This is a genomic window from Rhizobium sp. BK060, from assembly GCF_014193145.1.
Classification (GTDB): domain Bacteria; phylum Pseudomonadota; class Alphaproteobacteria; order Rhizobiales; family Rhizobiaceae; genus Rhizobium.
In genome coordinates this window covers 64,851-91,287 of record NZ_JACHYW010000001.1, presented here as the reverse complement: position 1 = coordinate 91,287, position 26,437 = coordinate 64,851, and the positions used below count along the sequence as shown (strand labels likewise).

22 protein-coding genes are annotated in these 26,437 nt (G+C 59.9%); 18 read left to right on the top strand and 4 right to left on the bottom strand.

Annotated features, from left to right (window positions below):
• Positions 1-33 precede the first annotated feature (33 nt).
• The 7 genes from FHT71_RS00315 (at position 34) to FHT71_RS00285 (ending at position 7,000) form a co-directional block, all read left to right on the top strand.
• Positions 34-1,086, top strand: a complete 1,053-nt coding sequence (locus tag FHT71_RS00315) for a 3-carboxy-cis,cis-muconate cycloisomerase (protein ID WP_132588217.1) — start codon at positions 34-36, stop codon at positions 1,084-1,086.
• 125 nt (positions 1,087-1,211) lie between these two features.
• On the top strand, positions 1,212-2,384 hold the full coding sequence (locus tag FHT71_RS00310; protein WP_007794999.1) for an ABC transporter substrate-binding protein: 1,173 nt from the start codon (positions 1,212-1,214) through the stop codon (positions 2,382-2,384).
• Between the two features lie 100 nt (positions 2,385-2,484).
• Positions 2,485-3,348, top strand: a complete 864-nt coding sequence (locus FHT71_RS00305; protein ID WP_132588218.1) for a branched-chain amino acid ABC transporter permease — start codon at positions 2,485-2,487, stop codon at positions 3,346-3,348.
• A 1-nt stretch (position 3,349) separates the two neighbouring features.
• Complete coding sequence (locus tag FHT71_RS00300; protein WP_132588219.1) at positions 3,350-4,360, top strand: branched-chain amino acid ABC transporter permease; 1,011 nt, start codon at positions 3,350-3,352, stop codon at positions 4,358-4,360.
• On the top strand, positions 4,357-5,121 hold the full coding sequence (locus FHT71_RS00295; RefSeq protein WP_132588220.1) for an ABC transporter ATP-binding protein: 765 nt from the start codon (positions 4,357-4,359) through the stop codon (positions 5,119-5,121). The genes FHT71_RS00300 and FHT71_RS00295 overlap by 4 nt, the downstream gene beginning before the upstream one ends.
• Positions 5,102-5,818 (top strand): ABC transporter ATP-binding protein, encoded by a 717-nt coding sequence (locus FHT71_RS00290; RefSeq protein ID WP_132588221.1) that lies wholly within the window; start codon positions 5,102-5,104, stop codon positions 5,816-5,818. The genes FHT71_RS00295 and FHT71_RS00290 overlap by 20 nt, the downstream gene beginning before the upstream one ends.
• Positions 5,819-6,166: 348 nt before the next feature.
• Positions 6,167-7,000, top strand: coding sequence for an MBL fold metallo-hydrolase (locus FHT71_RS00285; RefSeq protein WP_132588222.1), 834 nt, complete (start codon positions 6,167-6,169; stop codon positions 6,998-7,000).
• Here FHT71_RS00285 and FHT71_RS00280 read toward each other — a convergent pair.
• Positions 6,993-7,742, bottom strand: coding sequence for a polysaccharide deacetylase family protein (locus tag FHT71_RS00280; RefSeq protein WP_132588223.1), 750 nt, complete (start codon positions 7,740-7,742; stop codon positions 6,993-6,995). The two genes, FHT71_RS00285 and FHT71_RS00280, sit on opposite strands and share 8 nt — an antisense overlap.
• On the bottom strand, positions 7,739-8,827 hold the full coding sequence (locus FHT71_RS00275; protein WP_183718626.1) for a glycosyltransferase family 4 protein: 1,089 nt from the start codon (positions 8,825-8,827) through the stop codon (positions 7,739-7,741). Before FHT71_RS00275 ends, FHT71_RS00280 begins: the two co-directional genes overlap by 4 nt.
• Before the next feature lie 191 nt (positions 8,828-9,018).
• Between FHT71_RS00275 and FHT71_RS00270 the strand changes: the two genes are divergently transcribed.
• Together FHT71_RS00270 and FHT71_RS00265 are read left to right on the top strand one after the other, a co-directional pair.
• A complete protein-coding gene (locus FHT71_RS00270) occupies positions 9,019-10,740 on the top strand; it encodes an adenylate/guanylate cyclase domain-containing protein (RefSeq protein WP_183718623.1) in 1,722 nt (573 codons plus the stop codon).
• Positions 10,737-11,615: an FkbM family methyltransferase gene (locus FHT71_RS00265; protein ID WP_132588226.1), complete on the top strand. Its 879-nt coding sequence runs from the start codon at positions 10,737-10,739 to the stop codon at positions 11,613-11,615. Before FHT71_RS00270 ends, FHT71_RS00265 begins: the two co-directional genes overlap by 4 nt.
• Here the strand turns inward: FHT71_RS00265 and FHT71_RS00260 are convergent, their stop codons facing one another.
• Positions 11,616-12,095, bottom strand: a complete 480-nt coding sequence (locus tag FHT71_RS00260) for a class I SAM-dependent methyltransferase (RefSeq protein WP_132588227.1) — start codon at positions 12,093-12,095, stop codon at positions 11,616-11,618.
• A gap of 125 nt (positions 12,096-12,220) precedes the next feature.
• Here FHT71_RS00260 and FHT71_RS00255 point away from each other — a divergent pair, with 125 nt between their 5' ends.
• On the top strand, positions 12,221-13,399 hold the full coding sequence (locus FHT71_RS00255) for a DUF3095 domain-containing protein (protein WP_007794970.1): 1,179 nt from the start codon (positions 12,221-12,223) through the stop codon (positions 13,397-13,399).
• Here FHT71_RS00255 and FHT71_RS00250 read toward each other — a convergent pair.
• The gene (locus FHT71_RS00250) at positions 13,389-14,741 is read right to left on the bottom strand and encodes a nucleotide sugar dehydrogenase (RefSeq protein WP_183718621.1); all 1,353 of its coding nucleotides are present in this window, start codon (positions 14,739-14,741) and stop codon (positions 13,389-13,391) included. The genes FHT71_RS00255 and FHT71_RS00250 overlap by 11 nt on opposite strands.
• A gap of 434 nt (positions 14,742-15,175) precedes the next feature.
• On the opposite strand from FHT71_RS00250, the gene FHT71_RS00245 reads away from it, so the two are divergent.
• The 8 genes from FHT71_RS00245 (at position 15,176) to FHT71_RS00210 (ending at position 26,333) form a co-directional block, all read left to right on the top strand.
• A complete protein-coding gene (locus tag FHT71_RS00245) occupies positions 15,176-16,522 on the top strand; it encodes an adenylate/guanylate cyclase domain-containing protein (protein ID WP_132588229.1) in 1,347 nt (448 codons plus the stop codon).
• A 152-nt stretch (positions 16,523-16,674) separates the two neighbouring features.
• The gene (locus tag FHT71_RS00240; RefSeq protein ID WP_132588230.1) at positions 16,675-18,567 is read left to right on the top strand and encodes an ABC transporter ATP-binding protein; all 1,893 of its coding nucleotides are present in this window, start codon (positions 16,675-16,677) and stop codon (positions 18,565-18,567) included.
• Positions 18,561-20,471, top strand: a complete 1,911-nt coding sequence (locus FHT71_RS00235) for an ABC transporter substrate-binding protein (RefSeq protein WP_183718619.1) — start codon at positions 18,561-18,563, stop codon at positions 20,469-20,471. Before FHT71_RS00240 ends, FHT71_RS00235 begins: the two co-directional genes overlap by 7 nt.
• Before the next feature lie 3 nt (positions 20,472-20,474).
• The gene (locus tag FHT71_RS00230; protein WP_132588232.1) at positions 20,475-21,473 is read left to right on the top strand and encodes an ABC transporter permease; all 999 of its coding nucleotides are present in this window, start codon (positions 20,475-20,477) and stop codon (positions 21,471-21,473) included.
• Positions 21,474-22,646: an ABC transporter permease gene (locus FHT71_RS00225; protein ID WP_007794952.1), complete on the top strand. Its 1,173-nt coding sequence runs from the start codon at positions 21,474-21,476 to the stop codon at positions 22,644-22,646.
• A gap of 89 nt (positions 22,647-22,735) precedes the next feature.
• Positions 22,736-23,944 (top strand): glycosyltransferase family protein, encoded by a 1,209-nt coding sequence (locus tag FHT71_RS00220; RefSeq protein WP_132588233.1) that lies wholly within the window; start codon positions 22,736-22,738, stop codon positions 23,942-23,944.
• A gap of 11 nt (positions 23,945-23,955) precedes the next feature.
• Positions 23,956-25,203, top strand: a complete 1,248-nt coding sequence (locus tag FHT71_RS00215; protein ID WP_132588287.1) for a glycosyltransferase — start codon at positions 23,956-23,958, stop codon at positions 25,201-25,203.
• Complete coding sequence (locus FHT71_RS00210) at positions 25,200-26,333, top strand: glycosyltransferase (protein WP_183718617.1); 1,134 nt, start codon at positions 25,200-25,202, stop codon at positions 26,331-26,333. Before FHT71_RS00215 ends, FHT71_RS00210 begins: the two co-directional genes overlap by 4 nt.
• The last annotated feature ends 104 nt before the right edge of the window (positions 26,334-26,437 follow it).

Below are 26,437 nucleotides of genomic sequence, written 5' to 3'. Positions count from 1 at the left end.
GCGCAGTTATCGGTTCCCGCAAGAAAGATACTGATGACGATCTCAGCTTACGATCACCCCTTTCTCTCCGGCCTGCTTGGCGACGACGAGACTGCTTCGTATTTCTCCGCGCAGGCGGATATTCGCGCGATGCTCGGCTTTGAAGCAGCGCTCGCGAAGGCTAAGGCCGTTCATGGTCTGATTTCGCACGAGGCCGCACGCCATATCGGCACAGTTTGCGCGACGTTTGAGCCGGACGTTTTGCATCTGAGAGCGGCCACTGCCCGCGATGGGGTTGTGGTTGCTGATCTCGTCAAACAGCTTCGCAAGGCGGTCGGAAGTCCGTATTCCGATTGCGTTCACCTCGGCGCCACGAGCCAGGATGTCATCGACACCAGTCTGATGGTTCGGCTCAAGGCAATCGCGTTCCTGTTTTCAAGTCGGCTCTCGCAGCTTGCCACGGCGTTCGACAATCTCGACGCGCAGTTTGGAAAGAATGTCCTGATGGGGCGCACACGCATGCAGGCAGCGATTGCGATCACCGTGTCGGATCGTCTTCGTGCCTGGAGCGCGCCGCTCGGCGGCTATCGCGACCGGCTGACCGAACAGCGGTTCCCCGTGCAGTTTGGCGGGGCGGCCGGCACGCTCGACAAGCTTCAGGATCACGCACCGGCCATACGCGCTGCTCTTGCTCAGGAACTCGGCCTTTCCGACACGCCGCAATGGCAAAGCCAACGCGGGATAATCGCTGATTTCGCCAATCTGCTCTCACTCATCAGTGGCAGCCTCGGCAAATTTGGCCAGGATATCGCGCTTCTGGCGCAGGCCGGCGATGAGATCGAGCTTGCCGGTGGCGGCGGTTCGTCCGCAATGGCGCACAAGCAAAATCCGGTCGCCGCTGAAGCGCTGGTTGCTCTTGCGCGCTTCAATGCGACCCAGCTTTCCGGTTGCCATCAGTCGCTGGTGCATGAACAGGAGCGATCGGGCGCGGCCTGGATGCTCGAATGGCTTATTCTGCCGCAAATGGTTATGGCTACAGCCGCTTCGCTTCGTCTGGCGCTTGAACTGGCCGGTCATATCAAGCGAATTGGGCAGCGAAACTCATAACCCTGGAAGTATGAATTCCGGCTTTTATTTCATTTTACATTACCGTTTGGGATGAGACACTATCGCCAAGATTTAGCTCCGAGCTAATCCGGCGTGGGAGTGCGCCATCGTCAATGGGAGGATTTATGAAACGGTTTGTCCTGGCCGCGGTTGCGGCAATCGTCATGAGCACAGCGGCCTACGCCGACAGCGTCAAGGTGGGTGTCGTTGGGCCGTTCTCCGGTCCATTTGCCCTGCAGGGCAAGAACTTCAAGGCCGGTATTGACGCCTACATGGCGATCAACGGCAACAAGGTCGGCGACAATACTGTGGAAGTCATTTACCGCGATCTTCCGGCCGCCGATCCGGCGCAGTCCAAGGCACTGGCGCAGGAACTGGTCGTCAAGGAAAAGGTCCAGTACCTGGCCGGCTTTTATTTCACGCCTGATGCGATGGCCGTGACACCGATCCTGAAGCAGGCGAATACGCCGCTCGTGATCATGAATGCTGCCACATCGGCGATCGTCACCAAGAGCCCACTGGTGGTCCGCGCCTCGTTCACGACATGGCAGACCTCGACCCCGATTGCCAAGGTCGCCCATGACGCCGGCGTCAGCAAGGTCATCTCAGTCGTCAGCGACTACGGTCCGGGTGTCGACGCCGAGAATGCCTTCAAGGCAGCCTTCGAAAAGGAAGGCGGCCAGGTCGTCGAGGCGATCCGCATGCCGCTGTCGACAAACGATTTCAGCCCGATCATGCAGCGCATCAAGGATTCTGGCGCGCAGGGCGTCTTTGCCTTTCTGCCGTCCGGTCCGACGACGCTCGGCTTCGTCAAGGCCTACAACGAGAACGGTCTCAAGGCCGCCGGCATCAAGTTCTTCGCGCCGGGAGACCTGACGCAGGAATCCGACCTTCCAGCACTTGGTGACGCTGCTCTCGGCATTCAGACGACCTTCCATTATGCGGTCTCGCATGACTCTCCTGAAAACAAGGCGTTTGTCGAAGCCGCAGCCAAGGCGATCGGCAACAAGGCGGAGCTGTCCTTCCCGGCCGTCGGCGCCTATGACGGCATGCATGTCATCTACAAGATGATCGAGGCGACCGGCGGCAAGCAGGACGCGGCCAAGGCTGTCGAGGCCGTCAAGGGGCTGACGTGGGTCAGCCCGCGTGGTCCGGTCTCGATCGATCCGGAAAGCCGCCACATCACGCAGAACATCTACCTGCGCGAAGTCACCAAGGCCGATGATGGGACCTATTACAACAAGGAAGTCCAGACGTTCGAAAAACAGGGTGATCCTGGCCTTGCGGCTGCGAAGTAACGGCTTCTGATATCTGCAGTGGACCGGAGAATGCTGGCGGCGCCGAGTGCGCTGCAAGCACCGCAACTCCGGCCCGCTCCAACAGCATCGGGATAACCTCATGCAAACAGTCTTCAGCATAGCCGTCGATGCGCTTGCCTATGGCATGGTGCTGTTCGTCATCTCGATCGGTCTGTCGGTGACAATGGGATTGATGCGCGTCGTCAATCTTGCGCACGGCGCTTTCGCCATGATCGGCGGCTACATCGCCTCCTATGCGGCGCGCGATCTCGGGCTCGGTTACGGCGTTGCGGTCATTGCTGCTGTCGTTGGTACGGTGATCATAGCAATTCCTGTCGAACGCTTTCTCTATAGGCGCATCTATGGGGCGCCGGAACTGACGCAGGTGTTGATGACCATCGGCATCACCTTCTGCATCATCGGTATTGCAAACTACGTCTTCGGTCCAACGCTGAAGACGATCCCGCTACCATCAGGACTTCAGGGCTCGGCCGATCTTGGCTTCCGAACCATCCCAGTCCATCGCCTGTTTGCGATCCTGTGCGGTCTCGCTGTCGCCGTCGGGCTTTGGTACGCGATCGAAAGAACAAGCTTCGGGGTGAAGCTGCGCGCCTCCGTCGACAATGCCGCCATGGCCGCAGCGCTCGGGGTACGCACCGAGGTCATCTATGCGTTGAGCTTTGCGGCCGCCGTCGGGCTTGCCGCCTTCGGCGGCGTAGTCGGCGCCGAACTGCTGCCCGTCGAACCCTACTATGCGCTCAGATACATGGTGACCTTCCTCGTGGTGGTTTCGGTCGGCGGCGCGGGATCCATCCCTGGGGCCCTGCTGGCCTGTCTCCTGCTTGGCGGCATCGACACCACCGGACGCTACCTGATGCCGGAGTTCGGCGAATTCTTCTTCTATCTCGCGGTCATTGCCATCATCTGCATCTTCCCGCGTGGCCTTGCGGGAAGGACGAAATAGAATGGCTATCGTCATGAATACCGAAGCAGCAATTTCCATGCCCGCCCGCCCGCGTCGCTCGATGGGGCGTGATGTGGCGGGTATCGCCGCCATCGTCGTCGTTGCCGCGATCGGCTACCTGTCGTTTCCGGACAATCTTGCGCTGCTCACGCGTATCGTCGCGGCCGCCTTGCTTGTCTTGTCGCTTGATCTCGTCACCGGTTACTGCGGGGTTGCGACACTTGGCCATGCGGCCCTGTTTGGATCAGGTGCCTATGCGGCCGGCATCGTCTCGGCTCACTACGGCATCAACGATCCGCTTTTGATGACGCTTGCAGGCATCGTCGGCGGGGCAGTAGCCGGATTTGTCAGCGGCGCCGTCATCCTGCGTGGCCACGGCCTGCCACAGCTCGTGCTGTCGATCGCGCTTATCAATCTCTTCCACGAGTTCGCCAACAAGGCGGCCAGTTGGACCGGCGGTAGCGATGGCCTGTCGGGCATCTCTGCCGATCCGATCTTCGGCTACTTCGAGTTCGATCTCTATGGCCATACCGCCTATGTCTTTGCGATTGTCCTGTTGCTCATCGTCTTTGTGATCCTGCGCCTGCTCGTGCGCTCGCCCTTCGGCATGCTGTGTCGCGCCATCAAGGCGGATCCGGTCCGCGTGCGCGCGATGGGCGCCTCGCCAAAAGCCGCCCTGATGAAGATGTACGTGATTTCGGGAGCGGTCGCCGGCGTCGGTGGGGCACTCAACGCCATCACCACGCAGGTCGTCGGCCTCGACAGCCTTTCCTTCACGCTGTCAGCGGAGTCGCTTGTGATGCTCGTCCTCGGCGGCACGGGCTCGCTGTTTGGCGCGCTGTCTGGAACTGTAATCTTCATGCTGTTTGAGGATTATGTCTCGGCGGCAAATCCGTTCCACTGGCTGACGATGGTCGGCGCACTGTTGATCGCCGTTGTCCTGTTTGCCCCGAAGGGGCTCTATGGTTCCGCCGCAGCCTTCGTGAACCGCAAGAAGGAGGCGGGACAATGAGCGCCGTCTTCGAAGTCCTCAACCTGAAGAAATCCTTCGGTGGCCTTGCCGTGACAAACGACGTGTCGCTGTCGATGGCACCGGGCGATCGCGTGGCGCTGATTGGACCGAACGGAGCGGGCAAAACGACATTCGTCAATCTTGTGACGGGCAACCTTCAGCCCGATTCCGGCGATGTCCGGCTTGCCGGCGAGACCGTCACCAAGATCGGGGCCAATGGCCGCGTCAAGCGCGGCCTGGTGCGCTCCTTCCAGGTTACCCGGCTCTTCGTCGAGATGACGCCGGCCGAGCATGTGGCCCTTGCCATCCTCCAGCGTCAGGGACGCACGGGCCGCATGTTCGGAAATTTCCTTGCGATGCCCGATGTGATGGACGAGGCATGCGACCTGCTCACAACGCTCGGCATCGTTCATCTCATGCATCGCAAGGTCAACGAGATTGCCTACGGCCAGCAACGTCTCCTGGAGATCGCCGTCGCCATGGCGCTGCGGCCGAAGGTGCTGCTGCTTGACGAGCCGGCGGCCGGTGTCCCCCAGAGCGATACCGGCCGCATCGAGCAGGCGCTTGCCGACCTGCCCGCCGATCTCGCCGTCTTGATGATCGAGCACGATATGGACCTCGTCTTCCGCTTCGCCAAGCGCGTCGTCGTTCTCGCTGCCGGCGCGATCATCTTCGACGGATCGCCTGCCGATGTCACCAAGGATGCCCGCGTTCGCCAGGCCTATCTCGGGAGCTATGCCAATGCCAGCCACGCCGCTTGAGGTCGAAAACCTGTCCGCCGGCTACGGACCGACACGCGTTCTCGAAGGCGTTTCCTTCTCCGTTCCTGCCGGCGCGCGCCTCGCCGTTCTCGGTCGCAACGGCATGGGCAAGACCACGCTACTTGCGACGCTGGCCGGACAGACCAAACGCTATGATGGTAGGATACGCATCGGCGCAGCCGATGTAACGGCGATGCCAAGTGCTGCACGTGCTCACAGGGGATTGGGTTATGTGCCGCAGGCACGCTGCATCTTTCCGACCTTGACGGTCGAGGAGAACCTTTTCGTTGGCCTGAAAGGCCGTGCAAAGAGCGCGCTTGAGGAAGCTTACGGGATGTTTCCGCGCTTGAAGGAGCGACGCCGCAACCTCGGCAACCAGCTTTCCGGTGGCGAACAGCAGATGCTGTCCACGGCGCGCACAATCCTCGGCCGCCCGTCGGTGCTTCTCCTTGACGAGCCACTCGAGGGGTTGGCGCCCGTCATTTGCGAGGAACTGATGGCGGCTTTCGCCGAGCTCGCCAAGACCGGCGACATGACCATTCTTCTTGTCGAGCAACGTATCCAGAGCGCCTTGGATTTTGCCGACCGCGTGATCGTGCTCGAGCGCGGGCGTCTTGCCTGGGCCGGTGCGCCGAAGGCACTGTCTGACGATCACGACACTGTTGAGCGTCTGCTGGGTGTTGGAGGGCTTCATTAAGTCGGGCGATGCAATCGTCGCGTTGCCCTCCAATGTCCCAGCGCCTCATACTCTTGGCGAAGGGGCCGACAATTGTATTTGGAGGGCCGAGCAACCATCTAATACAAAGAAATGCGGACCGTGTCGCTTCTGTCCTGCCCAAGCGTTATGGCCCGTTTACCGAAAACAAACCATAGGCAGTTGCTTTCCGAAGCAAAAATCGATTGCTTAGGAAAATCTACCAGTTGAACTGATAGCCGGTAGAAACGATACCAACGATACGGGGTCGCCCATGGAATTCCACGCTTCGCTTGCTAATCATGATATGATTACGATAGCGTTGTGGGGTTGGCCCAATTTGAAGACGCGATGAGTAAAGATCTGTTTCAGGTAAAGTTTTGGGGCGTTCGTGGCAGTATCCCGGTCTCGGGCCCCGAATTCGATCGCTATGGCGGCAACACCTCGTGCATCGAAATTCGCTGCGGTGAACACCGGATGATCTTCGACGCCGGATCGGGCGTACGCGAAGCTGGCCTTGCCATGCTGAATGAGGACGTCCGTGACGTCGACCTGTTTTTCAGCCATTGTCACTACGACCACATCATCGGCCTGCCGTTCTTCAAGGCGATCTATTATCCCACCATCGATCTGACGATCTGGTCCGGCCATCTCGACGGAAAGATGAGCACCCGCGAGATGATCGAGCAGTTCATCAGCCCCCCATGGTTTCCTGTCAAAACCGACATCTGCCAGGCGACTATGAGCTTTCGCGACTTTCATGCGGGTCAGACGCTGGAGCCGCGGCCCGGTATCAAGATCAAGACCTTCATGCTGAACCATCCCGGCGGCGCGATCGGCTACCGTATCGAATGGAAGAGACGCTCGGTGGCCCTGATCTACGACATCGAGCATATCCCCGGCGTCTACGATCCGGTTGCGCTCGAAATGATGAAAGACGTCGATCTCGCCGTCTACGACTGCACCTATAACGAAGACGAGATGCAGCGCTTCAAAGGCTTCGGCCACTCCACGTGGCAGCATGGCGTCGAACTCGCCAGGATGGCCGGAACCAAGCAGTTTGCCCTGTTCCACCATGCCCCGTCGCGCACGGATACGCAGCTGGAGCAGATGGAACAGGAAGCACGGGCTTCGTTCCCAAGGGCTTTCGCCGCCAGGGACAATCAGGTCCTCGAAATCAGCTAAGCAGATCGCGCGCCGACATCCAGATGGCGCCGGGATGATGTTCGGTTTCCCGGAAGAGACGGGCCAGGAATTCCCATTCCGACGCTCCATGCACCAGATGGTGGGTGAGTAGGCCGATCGGCTCATCGTCGCCAGCAAAGCGAGCCTGTAATTCCACCACCAATTCTCCAACCAGATCCGCATGCGGACGGTTGCCGCGCTGTCGGCGGGTATTGACGACATCGACATGGGTATTCAGCAGGCGGATCGGGTTGCCGGCCTTGGCTCTGCCGAATACGGACAGCCCATCGAAGTCCTGCGCGCCAAGCTGCGGGACCAGCTCTTCGCTTATCCTGTTCCAAGGCGGCACCAGCATGGGCAAAAGCCTTGGACCGTAAAGATCTTGGAGCGTGACTAGGCCATCGCGCAATTCCCCAAGCACGGTATGCGCCGGTCGGTGGCGGCCGAGCTCCTGTTTCTTTTCGTCCGGCCCGGCATGGTTTGCATGCGACCAGCCGTGGACGGCAACAAGAACGTGATCTTCCCGGGAGAGGCGCGTTGCCAAGGCTTCGCCAGTCGACGCCGGAATAACCGCAATCGTGAGTGGGACGGAAGACTGACGGGTTATCCTGAGCAGGCGCTCGAGTGCATCGGTCGGCTCGATTGCGTCGTCGTCGCGCAACCAAAGTCGTGCCTGTCGACCTGCCGACCGCCAGCGGTCCAGTTCCTGCCGGAGGGGCGTCCAGTTTTGATCGTCGGTCATGCTTTTCGTCTCACATAAGTCTGCAGAATGGCATCGAGCGCATTGGCTGCAACCTGGAGCGAACGTTCCTCCAGAACGAAGTGACGCGCGCTTGCGCCCATTGTCGAGCGCTTGACGGGCTCGTCAAGCAAAGCCGCGATTGCGGCTGCGAAGGCCGGCACATCGCCTGCGGGCGTCAGATGGCCGGTGACGCCGTCGATAACCACCTCGGGAACGCCCGCAGTCCGCTGGGCGACCACAGGTAGTCCCGCCGCCTGGGCCTCCAGATAGGCAAGCCCGTAGGCCTCTCCACAACCCGGCCATACGTAGATGCCGGAGCGGCCGAGCTCATCAGCGATTTCGCCGGCGCTGAGCTCTCCGAGCCATTCGATGCGATCCGATTCGAAGGCGCCAAACAACTGCCGCACGTCGGCCCGCATCGGCCCATCGCCGGCGATTGCCAGCGTCCAGTGGCGATCCCCGAGGTGCTGCAGCGCCGCCGCGAGCATCGTGTAGCTCTGCATCTTGTCGCCGGAACGCATCATTGCGACGGCGATGAGGCGTTCCGGCTTCACCTGAGGCGGGGCGGTCGCCAAAAGCGTTGTATCGATGAAAGGCTTCAGGGCGGCGAATGAACCCGTCGGTAGGGCTTGTACCAACCCGGCCCGGTCGCGCTCGGTGAACATGATGTTGACGGCTGCCGCGCGGGCGCCGTCCACGACCAGTCTTTGTTGCTCGCCCCATTCCGTCGCATCTCTTTTCGCCGAATAGGACGCCTCGGCTGTGACGTATGGGATGGCGAACTCCCGGCAGAGTGCCGGCCCGAAGACATCGGGCGATTTGTAGTAAGGATGATAGCAGAACCAGAGGTCGGGGCGCGGCTTGCTTGTCCAGTCGTCCCGCAGGCGCTTCAATTCCGCCTCTGCGGCGGCCCGCTGCCCGGCCGCCTCCTGCGGTGTCGCTGCAAAGCTGCGGAACTGCGAGACGATTTCGACCGAATGTCCGGCAAGCTCCAGAGCGCGTATGAGCAGGCGCGCCATCAGGCGGTCGCCGGATGGAATGGGGTGGTTCGGGGATTTCAACGGTGCGTAGAACGCAATCCGCATTTCCGCACCTCCATCGACACACACTGTTTACAATCGTTGTATGGGCCTGCCACCAGAAATTCCGCTATTGTCGGCTTGCATAAGTTTTGTTGATAAACATGAAAGGCGATCGCAATCGCAGTGGCGGCAATTCCACCTCAATTCCGTCCTCTCTATTGCATTTGTCATTTGGTATTCAAGAACGGGAATGAATGGCGACGATCGCTGCCACCAGTATTTTTTCAGAGCGCTCGATCAGACGGGCTCGGCTCGGTTCCGGGCTCGTCATGTTTCTCTTCGTGCTGCTGCATCTCTCCAACCATGCCTTGGGTCTGATTTCCGTCCAGGCCGCTGACGATGGGCGAAGGCTTTTCTTGGCGATCTGGCGCAACCCTGTGGGAACGGTGGTATTCTACGGGGCGATCCTTACTCACATCACATTGGTTCTGCGCTCCGTTTATAGACGCAGGAGCCTGGTGATGCCGGCCGCGGAGATGACCCAGATCGTGCTCGGAATCGCTATTCCGCTGCTGTTGATCGACCATGTCATCGGCACGCGGATTGCCCACACGCTCTTCCGGCATCGGGATGACTACGAGACGATCGTTCGTCTCCTTTGGATCACCTCGCCAGCCAACGGCTGGCGACAGGTTGTCGCGCTTCTTGCTGTATGGACCCACGGCTGCATCGGCCTGCACTTCTGGCTACGCTACCGACCCTGGTACGATAGCATTGCCGCAATGCTGCTTGCCGTTGCGATCCTGCTGCCGGTGCTTGGCATACTCGGCTTCATCGAAATGGGTCGAACGATTGCGGAACCTGCTTACGAGGGCATGGTCAATACGGATCGGTATCAGGAAAACCTCAACATCCGCTATTATTCAGACCCGGAAGCGCAGCGCCAGATCGCGATGATCCGGGCCGGATTGTATGGATCATTTTCGGGCGCGCTGCTGATTGTCGTCGGTGCGCGGACCTGGCGGCGGTGGAGGGAGCGCGTCGATCAGATCACCGTGCGGTATCCGGGCGGTGAGGCGATCAGCGTGCCGCGTGGCTTTACGGTTCTCGAGGCAAGCAGGCTGGGCGGTTTGCCGCACTATTCTGTCTGTGGCGGCAAGGGGCAATGTTCGACCTGCCGGGTCCAGATCCTCAGCCGTCATGAGGATCTGCCGCCGCCCGACAAGCTGGAGCATTCGACGCTCAAACGGATCAACGCAGCGCCCGATGTGCGCCTTGCCTGCCAGTTGCGACCGACGCATGACGTGACAGTCGCGCCGCTGCTCGTTGCCGCACCGGAGACGGCATTGCCGCCCAACACTCAGGAGACGAGCCCCGGACGTGAACAAGAGATCACCGTTCTCTTCTGCGATATCCGTCATTTCACCTCGCTGACGGAAACGCGGCTCCCCTTCGACATCGTATTCCTGCTCAACCGCTATTTTGCGCTGGTCGGCAATGCCGTCGAGAAAGCCGGCGGGCGAATAGACAAGTTCATCGGCGATGGCGCCATGGCGCTCTTCGGCATCGGCAGCTCTCCCGAAGAGGCCTGTCGCCAAGCGCTTGCGGCGGCGGCGGCCATCGTGCGTGATATCGACAAGCTCGGCGCCGAGCTTTCGGACGAACTTTCCATGCCGCTTCACATAGCCATTGGCATTCACACTGGCCCCGCGGTTGTCGGAACGCTCGGCTATGGCCGGGTGCGCAACCTTACCGCAATCGGCGATACGGTGAACGTTGCAAGCCGGCTGGAGACAGCTGCCAAGGAATTCGATGCGGCAATCGTCATTTCCGAAACGGTCGCAAACCTTTCCGGAGCGGATACGGCCGGTGTCGAAAGCCGTGAAATCAGTGTGCGGGGCCGCGCCCTGCCCTTGAAAGTCTATGTCATTGCGAGTGACAAAGCCGCCGAACTGGTCGAAGGAAAAGATGCATGACAGGCCGCGACTGGCTCAAGGCCAAATTCTGGAAGAAGCGCCTGCGCCGGGCACGCAATGCGATTGCCAGCAGGTTCTTCAATACCCGCACCGGGCGGCGGTTGCTGATCGAGAACATCGGACCGCGGGTCGTCTCGATGACGGTCGATGCGGGGGATCACCTCATGACCTTTTCGCCATCCGACTACATCGGGCGAAAGGTCTTTCGAAAGGGGCACTTCGAGCGCGAGCATGTTGACCGGCTGATCACGGTGCTGCGTGAGCGGGGCCTGATGCGCAAGCACGGCCATCTCCTGGAGATCGGTGGCAACATCGGAACGCAGACCGTCTACTTCGCGCTGAGCGGCGCCTATGCCCGCATCGTCAGCATCGAGCCCGACCCGCGCAACTTCCCGCTGCTGCAGAAGAATATCCGCCAGAACAAGCTCGATGGGATGGTGACGCTGGTCAACTGCGCCGCTGGGGCGAAAGCTGGCGAGATCGACTTCTTTATGAACGCCAACAATCATGGAAAAAGCAGCGCGTACCGAAAGAGTGCCAGCGATGAGAAGACGAGCGTCCCGGTCAAGCCGGTGACACAGATCCTCGATGAGCTTTCGATCGATCCTGCCGATATCGGCCTCGTCTGGATGGACATCGAAGGCTATGAGCCGGTCGCATGCCGCTCGATGCTGCCACTCCTGTCGCGCCGCGTGCCTGTCTACATGGAGTTCACGCCACTCTTCTACGGGCCGGAACAGACCCGCGAATTCATCAAGACGCTCGCCAGCTTCTACGAGAATTGCCTGGTCTTCTTCGAGGAGGAAGAGCAGGAGATGAAGGTCGTGAACCTGCCTGGCAGCGTCGAACAGTACGACGTGCTGTTTCTTCCCTGATTATTTGCGCCGATAGAGATAGTAGCGGCCTTCCTTCACGCCTGCAGGAAGCGCCAGCGGCTCCAACTCCGGGTGATCCAGCGGCAGACCGCTGACGGCAATCCCGTCTTTGGTAAGGACGCCGACCATCAGTTGCGGCAGCCATGTCAGCGTGATGGCGTCGATGTCGTCATGACCGGTACCGATATCGGCATGCGCGAGAGCTGCGCCGATGCCGACGAAAGCCTGGCCGGATTCACGGATGTCGCCGGTCACCATATTCTGCGCCGGCGGCGTGGAGGACGAATATGAGCGGACCTCACGATCGAAGGCGATAATGCGACGATCCGGAAAATGCTCGCACAGATGATCGTAGGTGCGGCCGTTGCCAAGGCCAAATTCCAGCACCGGGCCTTCGGTGCCGTTCACAAGCTCGACGATTGCATTGAGGATATCGCGCTGAGCCGTCAAACGGCGGATGAAGCTGTCCAGACGGCTCATCTATGTTCTTGTCCATTCAATCGTTTTTCGACAGCGGTGCTAGCACATGAAACTGTGCAAAGTCGATTGCCGTAGATGCAAAATGGCGTTGCAGTCACGGCATGGGTCTGTGTTAGGTTTCTCACATGAACGACGTTTCGAATGAAAGATTTTTCGCCGACGTGCCTGTCTTCACCGACTTCGAGCGGGTGACGGATACGAGCAACTATCACCCGCTCCCAGACGGCTGGTTTCTGGCACTCGCCGACATCGTCGGTTCGACACCGGCAATTGCGGCCGGTCGTTACAAGGACGTGAACATGGCGGGCGTCAGCGTCATTTCAGCGATCCTGAATGCGGTCGACAAGGGAGACTACCCGTTCGTGTTCGGAGGCGACGGCGCCGTGGTCGCTTTGCCCGGAAACCTGGAGGTCGCTGCGCGCGGCGCACTGGCGGCGGCGCAGCGCTGGGTTGAGGAGGAAATGGGCCTGACGCTGCGCATTGCGGTCGTGCCTCTCGCCGATATTCGCAACGAGGGCCTGGACGTTCGCGTCGCGCGTCATGCGGCCAGTCCGTTCGTCACCTACGCAATGTTTGCCGGGGGTGGAGCGAGCTGGGCCGAGCGCCAGATGAAGAGTGGGCGTTATGGTGTCGAGCCCGCGCCGCCAGGCACGCGGCCGGATCTGACGGGCCTGTCATGCCGCTGGAGCCCGATCGCCGCTCACAACGGCGAAATCGTCTCGATCATCGCCGTACCGGCCGAAGGCGGTCGCCCCACCGCCGAGTTTCGCAAACTCGTGATGGACGTCGTGGCAATCTCTGCCGAACAGGGTCGCGGCGGCCACCCGGTTCCGCCGGACGGTCCCGAATTTGCCTTTTCGATGAAAGGCGTCGATCGTGAGGCGCGGGCGATAGCACAGCCGGGAAAGCGCCTGAAGCAGAAGCTGTTCATCCTCCTTCAGATTGTCCTCGTGGTCGTCCTGCACAAACTGGGTGCCAAGCTTGGCCGCTTCGACGCCCGGCGTTACACGCAGGACGTTTCCGGCAATTCCGATTTCCGCAAGTTCGATGATGGCTTGAAGATGACGATCGATGTCGATTCGAACCATCTCGGCCGTATTCAGGCGCTGCTAGAGAACGCAAAAGCCAAAGGCATCGCCCGCTACGGCTTGCACCGGCAGGCGTCCGCGTTGATGACCTGCTTCGTTCCAACACCGCTTTCGCGCGACCACGTGCACTTCATCGATGGCGCCAGCGGCGGCTATGCCGTTGCCGCGAGCCAGATCACGGGCAAGCAGCTCTCAGGCGTTCAGATCACGCCTTGACAATGTGACCGGCGGTTAGCCCGAGACGCGCGAAGACATTGCGGGTGTCGACGATCAGCGGCGCACTGTTTGCGACGAGCGGGTAGTCGAGATGATCATGGTCGGTCGCCACCAGAACGGCGTCATAGGCTTCCAACACCTCCAGCGTAAGGTCGACCGATTTGCGACCTTTCAAGTGCTGGTACTCGCGCGTCGAGGGGATCTCGCCGACATGGGGATCGTGGAAGTCGGCCTTGCCTCCCCGCTCTTCGATGATCTCAATGAGGCGCAGCGAAGGGCTCTCGCGAATGTCGGCGACGTTCTTCTTGTAGGCTAAGCCGAGAACCAGCACGCGCGAGCGACTGAGGGCCTTGCCGGAGCGCATGTCGAGTGCTTCGGCAAGTTTCCCGACGACGTAGCGCGGCATTGCCGAGTTGATCTCGCCAGCGAGCTCGATGAAGCGCGTCGGCAACTCGTACTCGCGGGACTTCCAGGTCAGGTAAAAGGGATCGATCGGGATGCAGTGTCCGCCGAGTCCTGGCCCAGGATAGAAAGGCATGTAGCCGAACGGCTTGGTCTTTGCTGCCTCGATCACCTCCCAGACATCAACTCCCATGGCGGCGTAGACGGTCTTCAACTCGTTGACGAGCGCGATGTTGACTGACCGGAAGATGTTCTCGGTCAACTTGACGGCCTCTGCCGTCGCGTTGGAAGACACGGGAACCACGGTCTTGACCGCCGCGCCGTAGAAGCTCCTCATGAGTGCCAATGCCTGCGGGCCGTCGCCGGCGACGACCTTGGGGATTGTCGCCGTGTGATAATGCTGGTTGCCGGGATCCTCACGCTCTGGGGAAAAGCCGACGAAGAAATCCGTGCCTGATTTGAGGCCGGTTCTTTCCAAAATGGCCTTGACGACGTCGTCCGTGGTGCCCGGATAGGTCGTCGACTCCAGGACCACAAGCTGGCCGGCCCGCAGATGCTCGGCGATCGACCGAGACGTCGCCTCGACAAAGGAAAGATCAGGGTCGCGGTGCTTGGTGAGCGGCGTCGGCACACAGATCACGATGACATCGCAAGCCGCGAGCCCGGCAAAATCCGTGGTGGCGGAAAAGCGTCTGCCGTCGATTTCGGCAGCGAGATCGACGCTTGCGACGGCATCAATGTAGGAGCGCCGCGCATCCAGGGAGACGATCTTGTCGGGGTCAATGTCGAAGCCAGTGACAGCAAAACCGCTGCGGGCAATGGCGATTGCCAGCGGCAAGCCAACATAGCCGAGCCCTATGACGCCGGCGCGGGCGCTGCGCGTTTCGATCTTGTTTGAAAGGATGTCATAGGCGGAGGAACTGGCCAAGGCAGATCTCATCTCAGTGCTGAAGGTACTCTGATCTAATGTAAGACCGTGGCAATTGAAACCCGCCCGCAGTTCACTGAGCACTGACGCGATCGTGAAAATTCGCGCCATGGGTGTGCCTCAATCTCGCCGCTGTTCCTGCAGTGTGACCAAAAAGACTCGGGCGTCCCAAGAGATTGCATCACAACGTCAGAAAATGTGCGGATGCCATTGTTTGGGGTTGGCGCCGTGCCTATTTGTTTTCAATAACCAACCGCGAGAAAGGATTGCCTGTCACGCCTATTAAAATAAGGGTTTGACAGGTGCCGCTGCTGGGCCCCCGGCAGATCGTTGACACAATATTATCGCTCGTCCATCCTCCTTCCCGCCCTGCGCACGGCGTTGCTGCAGGCAGGGTTGCTGACGCTTTTTGGGAATGGACGTGCTTTATGAGGATACTACCGAGAATGGGCACGATCGAATCCACCGTCTCCACTATTTTGTTGGATCGGGTCGCCGAATGGCTGACGAATTCTTCGTTGGCTGGCGATGACCTCGAGAGCATCGTTCGCGGATTTTGCGAGCGCGTTGCGGCAGCGGGCTTGCCGATCGTACGCGTGCATCTGACGTTTTCCATGCTGCACCCGCTTTACGACGCGCTGAGCTTTACGTGGCGACGGGCAAGTGGCGTCACGATCGAGGGGTTTCGCCATACCGCGGCGGGACAGAAGCCCGACCGCTTCCTGCAGAGCCCGTACTACTACCTGTTGGACAACAATCTGCAGCACATTCGCCGCCGGATTCCAGCCGATGGGCCGGCCGAATTTCCGGTCTTCATCGATCTGCGGCAGGAGCGCATCACCGACTATTTGGCTTTCGTTCAGCCGTTTGGTGATGGTTCCGTGCAGGGCATGATGGGGTCATGGTCGACGGACAGCCCCGCAGGCTTTTCCGACGACATGATCGATGCGCTGTTGCGCATGCAGAACCACCTTGCCGTTGCGGCCAAGATGGCGGTTCTCGGCAAGCTCGCCAACAACATGCTGACCACCTATCTGGGCGGCGATGCGGGCAAGCGGGTGCTGAATGGCCAGATCCGTCGTGGTGACGGTGAGACAATCCGCGCCGCTCTCGTCATGGGCGATATGCGCCAGTCGACTATGTACGCCGAAAAGGAAGGCCGGCAGGCCTACATTGATACGCTAAACCAGTTCTTCGACGCGATCGCTGCGCCGTTCAATCGCAATGGCGGTGAGATCTTGAGTTTCCTCGGAGACGGTTTCCTGGCGGTTTATCCCTGCGGCCGGCACAAGGATCCGTCCAAGATTGCCTGTGAGGCCGCCCTTTCCGCCGTCCATCAGGCGCAAGCGCGTGTCGCGGAATTGAACCGGGAACGATTGGACGCGGGCCTGAGCAAGGTTTCCTACGGAATCGGCCTGCATGTCGGGAATGTGATGTTCGGCAATGTCGGCCTCAAGGACCGACTGACGTTTTCGGCATTCGGCTCGGCCGTCAACGAAGTCCAGCGCCTGCAAGCGCTGACAAAGAAATATTCGAGCGAGGTGGTCGCAAGCCAGGCATTTGCCGGCTACTGCGGCGGCGAGTGGCGCACCTTGGGAGAGGAAAAACTGCGCGGCATCCGCCAGAAGGTCACTATTTTGCAGCCGCATGTGCCGGCGCCCGTCCCGCATGTCGAAGAGAAATTCCGCGAAGTCGCACCGACCGGACTTTCAGAGGCGGAGCAGGTCATCCTGCTTCATCGTGATGCTCGCAAGCAGGCCAATAAACCAACGGTCGAGAAGTTCGTGCAGTAGAGGCGTAACCGCCTCAAACCAGATCCAGATTTCACTTTGCGCCGCGCAAGAAATGCGCCGGTTTTTGCGTGTCCGTCATCAACTGGACACCCCGATTGCGGTACGATAGTGTGCCTCAACGGGAACATAGAAAACTGGGGAATTTCATTGGTATGGCGTCCGCCTCGGATCTGTTGCGCATCGAGAACCTCGACGTTTCTTTCTCGGTTTTCGGCGATCGCCTGCGCGTCGTAAAGAACGCGAATATCCGTATCTTGCCGGGCAAGGTCACTGCGCTCGTCGGAGAATCCGGCTCAGGTAAATCCGTGATTAGCCAGAGCATAATGGGCATCCTCCCGAATCCGGCGACGGCCGAGGGACGTATCCTTTTTACCGACCCCCTGGACGGCAAGACGACGGACATTTTACGCTACTCGCGTGACAGCGAGCAGATGCGTGACCTGCGTGGGCGTCGCATGGCGACAATTTTTCAGGAACCGATGACCTCGCTGTCACCGATCCACACGGTCGGCAATCAGATCAGCGAAGCGCTCCTCATCCACACTGACGCCGATAAGCAGGAAGCGCGCGAGAAGACCGAGGAGATGCTGGGTCTCGTTGGCTTTGCCAATCCGAAGCGCACGTTCGATATGTACCCGTTCGAACTCTCTGGCGGCATGCGCCAGCGCGCGATGATCGCAATGGCGCTGATCTGCAATCCGGCGCTGTTGATCGCCGACGAGCCGACAACTGCGCTCGACGTGACAATCCAGGCGCAGATCCTGGAGCTATTGCGCGACCTCCAGCACAAGCTCGGAATGGCGATGCTGCTGATCACGCACGATCTCGGCGTTGTCGCCAACATGGCCGACGAGGTCGTGGTGATTTATCACGGCGAGATCATGGAGGCGGGGCCGGTCGATTCGATTTTCCGCAACCCTCAGCATCCATATCTCAAGGGCCTGATGGCGGCCATACCGCACTTCGACATGAAGCCCGGCGAGCGCCTCAAGGCGCTGCGCGACGTGCCCGTGAACCTCGAATCCCTGATCGGCAAGAAGAAGGTGAAGGCTGAGGGGCCGGAGGTCCTGCTTTCCGTCAACAACCTCTCGAAAACGTTCAAGACCCGCAACCGTGGGTTCTTTGGAACACGCGAGGCGGCGCTGGTTCACGCCGTCGACGATGTCAGTTTTGACATCCGACGGGGTGAGTGTCTTGGACTCGTCGGCGAATCCGGATGCGGCAAGACGACCGTCAGCAAGATATTGATGCGCGCCGTAACCCCCGACGGCGGCTCCGTGATCTTCAACGACGGCAAGGATGTCATCGACGTCTTGTCCGTCTCAGGTGACGATCTGCAGGAATTGCGCACCAAGATACAAATGGTCTTCCAGGATCCGGTTTCCTCGCTGTCGCCACGCATGACCGTGCGTAATATTCTCAGCGAGCCATTGGAGATCCACGACCGCGGGGATGGGCCGGAGCGCAAACAGCGCGTTGAGGCGCTGATGGGCGCCATCGGCCTCGACCGGCGCTACCTGAACCGCTACCCGCACAGCTTTTCCGGCGGCCAACGTCAGCGTATCGGCATCGCCCGTGCGTTGGCACTTGGGCCGAAGCTTATCATTCTGGATGAGCCGGTATCGGCGCTCGACGTGTCCGTTCAGGCCCAGATTCTCAACCTGCTCAAGGACCTGCAGAAGGATCTTGGGCTCACCTATCTGTTCATTTCGCACAATCTGGCGGTCGTCGACTACATGGCCGACCGCATCGCCGTCATGTGCAAGGGGCGCATCGTCGAGATCGCGCCACGCGAGATCATTCTGCGTGATCCCGTGCATCCCTATACGAAGTCGCTGTTGGCAGCCGTTCCCTTCCCCGACCTGAACCGGCCGCTCGATTTCGAAGCGCTCAGAAAGAACGGCGCCGCAGACAAGCAGAATTGGGGTATCACCTTTACGGCGGAGCATGATGACGCTTCCGAACTGGATTACGCAGATCTCGGCAACGGCCATTTCGTGCGGGCCCGCAAGGGTGCGGACGCAAAGGAGCTTCGCTCATGGTAACGCGGCGCACGTTTCTAGGTGGCCTTATCGGTTCGGCAATGCTGCCTTCGGTCGTCGAGGCGGCGGCGGATCGTGACATCGAGCCGGAGTTCCTCAGGGATTGGCTGCGCGCAGGACGTATTCCTGTGATGGTGGATCGGCTGCCGACCCATCCGCGGATCGTCAACATGAAGGAGGCGGGTCGGCAGCCGGGCGTCTATGGCGGCACGGTGCGCACGATCATCGGGAGCCAGAAGGACATCCGCTATATGACCGTCTACGGCTATTCGCGCCTGGTCGGTTATGACAAGCACCTGATGTTCCAGCCGGATATTCTGCTTGGTTTCGAATCCAAGGATGACACTGTCTTCACGTTCCATTTGCGCGAGGGACACCGCTGGTCTGACGGCGCACCCTTCACGGTCGACGATTTCCGTTACTGGTGGGAAGACGTGATCCTCAACAAGCAGCTGACGCCAGGTGGCGGAGCGCTCGAGCTGAGGCCGCATGGCAATCTTCCGAAATTCGAAGTCCTCGACGAATTGAGGGTTCGCTACACTTGGGAGCGGCCCAATCCGATGTTCATGCCGGCGCTCGCCGGCCCGCTACCGCTGGTGATTTTCGGACCCGGACACTACCTCAAACAGTTCCACAAGAAGTATCAGGATGATTTCCGTCTTTCGGCGCTGATGAAGGAAAACCGCGTCAAGAAGTGGGCGGACTTGCACATCAAGATGTCGCGCGCCTCGCGCCCTGAAAATCCGGACTTGCCGACGCTCGATCCATGGCGCAACACCACGCCGCTGCCGGCCGAACAATTCGTATTTGTGCGCAACCCGTTTTTCCATCGGGTCGACGAGAACGGGGTGCAACTCCCCTATATCGACAAGTTTATCCTCAACGTCAGCTCGTCCTCGATCATTGCTGCCAAGGCGGGCGCCGGTGAATCCGACTTGCAGGCAACTGGCGTTGACTTCAGCGACTACACCTTCCTGAAGGATGCAGAGAAGCGGTTTCCGGTGAAGGTCAATTTGTGGAAGCAGGTGCGCGGATCGCGTGTTGCGCTGCTGCCGAACCTCAACTGCGCCGATGAGGTCTGGCGCAACCTCTTCCGCGAGGCCCGGTTTCGGCGCGCGCTGTCGATGGCGATTAATCGGCATGAGATCAACATGGTTGCCTTCTACGGTCTCGGCAAGGCAAGCGCTGATACCGTTCTACCCGATAGTCCCCTCTTCAGGCCCGAGTATGCGGAGGCCTTCATTGCCCATGATCCGGATCAGGCCAACAAGCTCCTTGACGAGCTCGGACTGACGAACCGTGGCGCCGACGGCATTCGCTTGCTGCCGGACGGTCGCCGTGCCGAAATCACAGTGGAAACCGCTGGCGAAAGCAACCTCGACACCGACGTTTTGGAACTGGTGCGTGATCATTGGCTTGAGGTCGGTCTTGCGCTCTACACGCGTACCTCGCAACGCGACGTTTTCCGCAGCCGCGCCATGAGCGGCACGATCATGATGTCGATCTGGTACGGCATCGAGAACGGCGTCGCAACCGCCGATATGTCTCCGGGGCAGCTTGCGCCAACGGTTGACGATCAACTGCAATGGCCGCTTTGGGGGATGTATCACCTGTCTGCCGGACAGGAAGGCAGCGCGCCCGACCTCAAGGAAGTGCAGCAGCTGGTCGATCTTCTCAAACAATGGGGTGATACGGCGAGATTTGAGGAGCGTGAAGTGATCTGGCATCAGATGCTGGCGCTTTACACCCAACAGGTCTTCTCAATCGGCCTCATCAACAGCACGCTGCAGCCGATCCTCAGATCTGCCAAATTGCAGAACGTGCCAGAGCGGGCCCTTTATGGTTTCGATCCAACGTCCTATCTCGGCCTTTATATGCCGGATGCCTTCTGGTTCAAGGAGGCTTGAGGGATGCTGAAATACATCCTTTGGCGCATTGCAGCGATGGTGCCGACGCTGTTCATCATCTCGGCGCTGGTCTTCACCATCATCGAACTCCCACCTGGCGATTTCTTCGAGAGCCAGATCGCAGAGCTGCGGGCTCAGGGCGAGAGTGCCAATCTTCAGGAAATCGAAGAGCTGCGGAAGCAATACGGTTTCGACAAGCCTGAGATCGTCCGCTACTTCTTTTGGGTCGGCGGCATGCTGCACGGAGACTTCGGCTATTCGTTCGAATATCAGCTGCCAGTCTCCGAAGTCGTCGGCGATCGCCTCTGGCTGACGATCCTCGTTTCCTTTTCCACGATCCTGCTGACGTGGTTGATCGCCTTTCCGATCGGCATCTATTCGGCCACCCATCAATACAGCTGGGGCGATTATGGGCTGACCTTTCTGGGGTTGCTCGGCATTGCCATCCCGAACTTCATGCTGGCCTTGATCCTGATGTACTTTGCCAATATCTGGTTCGGGGTGTCGATCGGGCATTTGATGGACCAGAAGTTCCTCAACGAGCCGATGAGCTGGGAAAAGGCCAGGTCCATTCTCTCGCATCTGTGGATTCCAGTCGTTATCGTCGGTACGGCGGGAACGGCCGGGATGATCCGGCGGCTTCGAGCCAACCTGCTCGACGAGATGCAGAAGCAGTACGTGGTGACCGCGCGCGCCAAGGGGCTTCACCCGCTGCGCGCGCTCGTGAAATATCCGCTGCGCATGGCTCTCAACTTTTTCGTCGCCGATATCGGTTCGATCCTGCCTTCGATCATCTCGGGCGCCGAGATTGTTGCGATCGTGCTTTCACTCGAGACAACGGGCCCAATGCTCATCAAGGCTCTGCAGAGCCAGGACATGTATCTCGCAGGCTCATTTCTGATGTTCCTTGCCTTCCTCAACGTGGTCGGAGTACTCGTTTCCGATATTGCGCTTGGCTTCCTCGATCCGCGTATCCGCCTCCAAGGCAGGAGCACCAAATAAATGTCGCCCTTGCCACCGCCCGGCGCGCCGATGCCGCATTATGTTTCGACGGCACCCTTCGATCCGATGGCGACCGAAGGGATGACGGCTGCGCAATCACGCATCCACCTTGCCTCGCAGAAGCAATTGATGTGGTGGAAGTTCAAGCAGCACCGGCTGGCCCTTGCCTCCGGCGTCTTCCTGCTCGCCCTTTATTTCATGATCATTATCGTCGAATTCATTGCGCCCTATGGGCTGCATACCAAGAATGTCGACTTCATCCATTCACCGCCACAGCGGGTCCACTTCTTCGACAACGGCAAGTTCATCGGCCCCTTTGTCTATGGACGCAGCATGTCGCTTGATCTCGACACGCTCCATCGAATCTACACTGACAAGCCAAACGATGTGCAGCCGATCCGTTTCTTCTGCCGCGGGGACACCTACAAGTTCTGGGGACTGGTAAGTTCTGATCTTCATTTGGTCTGCCCGGCAGTCGGCGGGCAAATGTTCCTGCTTGGCACGGACCGTCTCGGCCGCGACGTGCTTTCGCGCATTCTCTATGGGGCGCGCATTTCGCTGACGATCGGCTTGATCGGTATCACCATCAGCTTCTGCCTCGGTATCGTCATCGGGGGACTGGCCGGCTATTGGGGCGGTATCTTCGATTTGATCGTCCAACGCCTCATTGAAGTTCTGCAGTCGCTGCCGAGCCTGCCGCTCTGGATGGCGCTGGCGGCGATCATGCCGGTGACATGGAGTCCGATCGTCATTTACTTCGGGATCACGGTCATTCTCGGGATCATTGATTGGACTGGATTGGCGCGAGCCGTGCGCTCGAAACTCCTGGCGTTGCGTGAAGAGGATTATGTCCAGGCCGCCCAGTTGATGGGCGCCAGTACGCCGCGCGTCATCGGCCGACATCTCGTGCCGGGCTTCATGTCCCACTTGATCGCCTCGGCCACAATCTCGATCCCCGGCATGATCCTCGGCGAGACGGCACTGAGCTTCCTCGGACTTGGTCTGCGGCCGCCGATCACCAGCTGGGGCATTCTGCTGACAGAGGCAAAGAGCGTAAGCGTCATCGCATTCTATCCATGGTTGCTTTTTCCGATTATACCGGTCGTTCTGGTAATTTTGGCGTTCAACTTTCTGGGAGACGGCTTGCGCGATGCGGCAGATCCCTACAAATAGCGGCCAGCCCGGCGGAGCGCTGCTCTGTTGTCTGACGGCCAGCGGAAACCGGCGGTGCTAGTATGATGTACAGCGCAGAAGGAGTGCCCATGGCACGGCGCCTGGAAGATGCCCGCATCCTCATGTATAGCCACGACACGTTCGGGCTTGGTCATTTGCGCCGTTGCCGCGCGATCGCCCATGCACTGGTCGAGGACTATCGCGGGCTTAACATTCTCATCATCTCCGGAGCCACGATTGCCGGCGCATTCGATTACCGCGCACGCGTCGACTTCGTGAAGATTCCGAGCGTGATCAAGCTGCGCAACGGCGAATACACGTCGATGGCGGGTCATATCGATTTGCATGAAACGCTGAAAATGCGAGGCTCGAGTATTCGCCACACCGCCGAAACCTTCCAGCCCGACATTTTCATCGTCGACAAGGAGCCAATGGGGCTGAAAGGCGAGGTCGAGGAGACACTGGCCTATCTGAAGGCGCGCGGCACTGTTTTGGTGCTTGGCTTGCGCGAGATCATGGATGCACCGCACCTGCTTGATGCCGAATGGAAGCGCAACGGCATCATGCAGAAGATCGACCAGTATTACGATTCCGTCTGGGTCTATGGTCCGCCGGATTTCTACGATCCGCTGGTCGGCCTCGATGTTCCCGCAAGCGTGCGCAGGAAAATGGATTTCGTCGGCTTCCTGCAACGCAGCGTCTCCACGAGCAAGACCTCGATCAACGCGCGCTCTGACAACTACATCTTGGTCACGACCGGCGGTGGCGGCGATGGGTCTGATCTCGTGCACGACGTCATGAACGCCTATGAGCATGATCCGACCTTGCAACAAAAGGCACTCGTGGTCCTCGGCCCGTACATGCCTGCAGCCGAGCGCTCGAAGCTGGTCGCCAAGGGGTCCCGCATCCCTTACATCGAGGTAATCGAGTTCGACAACCACATGGAAGAGTTGATGGTGGGCGCCACGGGGGTCGTGGCCATGGGTGGCTACAACACCTATTGCGAAATTCTGTCGTTCGACAAGCCTGCCCTCATTGTCCCTCGGGTGAAGCCACGGGAAGAACAGCTTTTACGCGCCCAGCGGGCGAGCGAGCTCGGCCTGATCGACATGTTGCTGCCGGATCAGTCCGCAAATCCAACGGTCATGTCTGAAGCCCTGAAGCGACTGCCGGAGCGCCTGCCGCCGTCCAAGAGTGGCTGTACCTTGCAACTGAAAGGGCTGGACCATATCTCGCAAACCGTCGGTCATTGGCTGGACGGCCGTAGCCGTCATCTGTCCGTCGTCGGAGCCGAGTGAAGGCCAAGACTTTGTTGCACCGCCGTAAGATTCTCGTCGTGCTGAAAGGCTACCCGCGCCTTTCGGAAACCTTCATCGCCCAGGAACTGCTCGGCCTGGAGAAGGCCGGCTTTGACCTGACCTTGATTTCGATGCGCCGCCCCACCGATAAGAAGCGGCATCCGGTGCACGACGAGATCAGGGCACGCGTCATCTATCTGCCGGAGTATCTACACGAGGAGCCGATCCGTGTCCTCAAAGGCTTTCTTGCGAGCTTTCGCAAGCCGGGGATCAAGGCGCTATGGAAGCGCTTCCTGAAAGACCTGCAGCGTGACGTCTCCCGCAATCGCTTTAGACGCTTGGGGCAAGCGCTGGTGCTCGGCCGCGAGTGGCCTGACAACGGTGAATGGTTGCACGCGCATTTCATCCACACGCCGGCCTCGGTAACGGAGTATGCGAGCATCCTGACAGGCGTGCCGTGGACTTGCTCTGCCCATGCCAAGGATATCTGGACATCGCCTGATTGGGACCTGCACGAAAAACTCGGCAGTGCACGCTGGACGGTGACCTGCACACGAAACGGCTATGAACACATGCGTACGCTGACGCCTCGCAAGGAAGCGGTGCATTTGAGCTACCATGGCCTCGACCTTGCGCGCTTCGCCCATTTCGGCGGTGAGCGATCTCACCGTGACGGCAGCGATCCGGCCGACCCTGTGCCTATTCTCAGCGTCGGGCGGGCAGTGGAGAAGAAGGGCTACGAAACGCTTTTGAGAGCACTTGCGCTTTTGCCCCGCGACCTGAATTGGCGGTTCGAGCATATCGGCGGCGGCGACAAATTGCCGAAGCTGAAGGCTCTTGCTGCCGAACTCAACCTGACGGACCGGATCAGCTGGAAGGGCGCGCTCGCTCAGGACGACGTGCTCGACCACTATCGCCGGGCCGATGTTTTCGCGCTTGCCTGCCGGGTTGCGTCCAATGGCGATCGCGATGGCCTGCCGAATGTGCTGGTGGAGGCATCCAGCCAGCGCCTGCCTTGCGTCTCGACCTCGGTTTCAGGCGTGCCCGAACTCCTTGTCGACGGTGAGAACGGAATGGTGGTTCCACCGCAGGATCCTGTGGCGTTCGCGGGGGCCCTTGAGAAAATGATCCGGGACCCTGCCTTGCGGCTGCGGCTCGGCGATGCCGCGGAACGGCGGGTGCGCGAGCATTTCGATCACGAGGCAAGTATCGATCAACTTGGCCGGCTGTTTGAAGAGGAATGGCAGAAAGCCTCATGAACATGCCCCGCGTCTTTTTCTACGTTCAGCATTTGCTTGGCATCGGCCATATCGCCCGGGCAAGCCGCATTGCCAGTGCGCTCGTTCGCGACGGATTCGACGTCACCGTCGTTACCGGCGGTCTACCGGTCCCCGGTTTCCCCGGAGAAGGCATCAGGACGGTGGCGCTGCCGCCAGTCGTGGCGAGCAATGCAGGTTTCTCAGGGCTTGCCGACGGCAATGGCGTTGCCGCGGACGAGGCGTTCCTAAGCCGGCGTCGCGATCTGCTGCTTTCCGCCTTTCGCGATTGCGCGCCCGATGTCGTGATCATCGAAGCGTTTCCCTTTGGTCGCCGGCAGATGCGTTTCGAGCTGCTTCCGCTCCTTAATGCTATCAAGGAAGCGCATCCAAGGCCGAAACTGTTCAGCTCGGTGCGCGATATCCTGCAGGAAAACCGCAAGCCGGGGCGCGACGAAGAGACAGTCGAACTGATCCGGAACCATTTTGATGGTGTCCTCGTCCACGGGGATCCCAATTTCGCTCGTTTGGAAGATACCTTTCCTCTGACGTCCGAGATCGCATCCAAAATTCACTATACCGGCATGGTGGCAGCTGCGCGCCCGGCTGCGCCGGAGGAGACCTTCGATGTTATAGCGTCCGCAGGCGGCGGAGCCGTCGGCCTCGATCTGCTTGGCGCCGCCAATGCAGCCGCTGCCATGCTGCCGGCGAACCTGCGGTGGCTGCTTATCAGCGGGCCGAACCTTCCGGAGGATGATTTCGCCGGCCTGGTGAACGCAAGGCCTGCGAATGTTACGCTCGCTCGTTTCCGGAAGGACTTTCCCTCGCTGCTGCGCGGCGCACGTGTTTCCATCTCGCAGGCGGGTTACAATACCGTTGGCGATCTGTTGCAGACGGACTGCAGGGCGATCCTCATCCCATTCGTTGCCGGGGGAGAGACGGAGCAGACGGTTCGCGCCGAGCGGCTGAAGGCGCTTGGGCTTGCAGACATCCTGCCGGAGGCCGGCCTGACGCCGGAGATCGTTGCCGACGCCGTCGCCATGGCCCTTGCGACGCCGCGTGCAGCCTTGGTGCCGCTGGATCTGGGGGGGGCGCAGAAAACAGCCGCAATCATTCGTTCATTGACTGGCTGAAACCCTCGCACTTTGCGAAAGTCATGTGATATAAACAACATCCCGGCGAGAATCGGCATGACAACGGCAAGCCGATTCGCCTTGTTTTCATTATGAGATCCGGC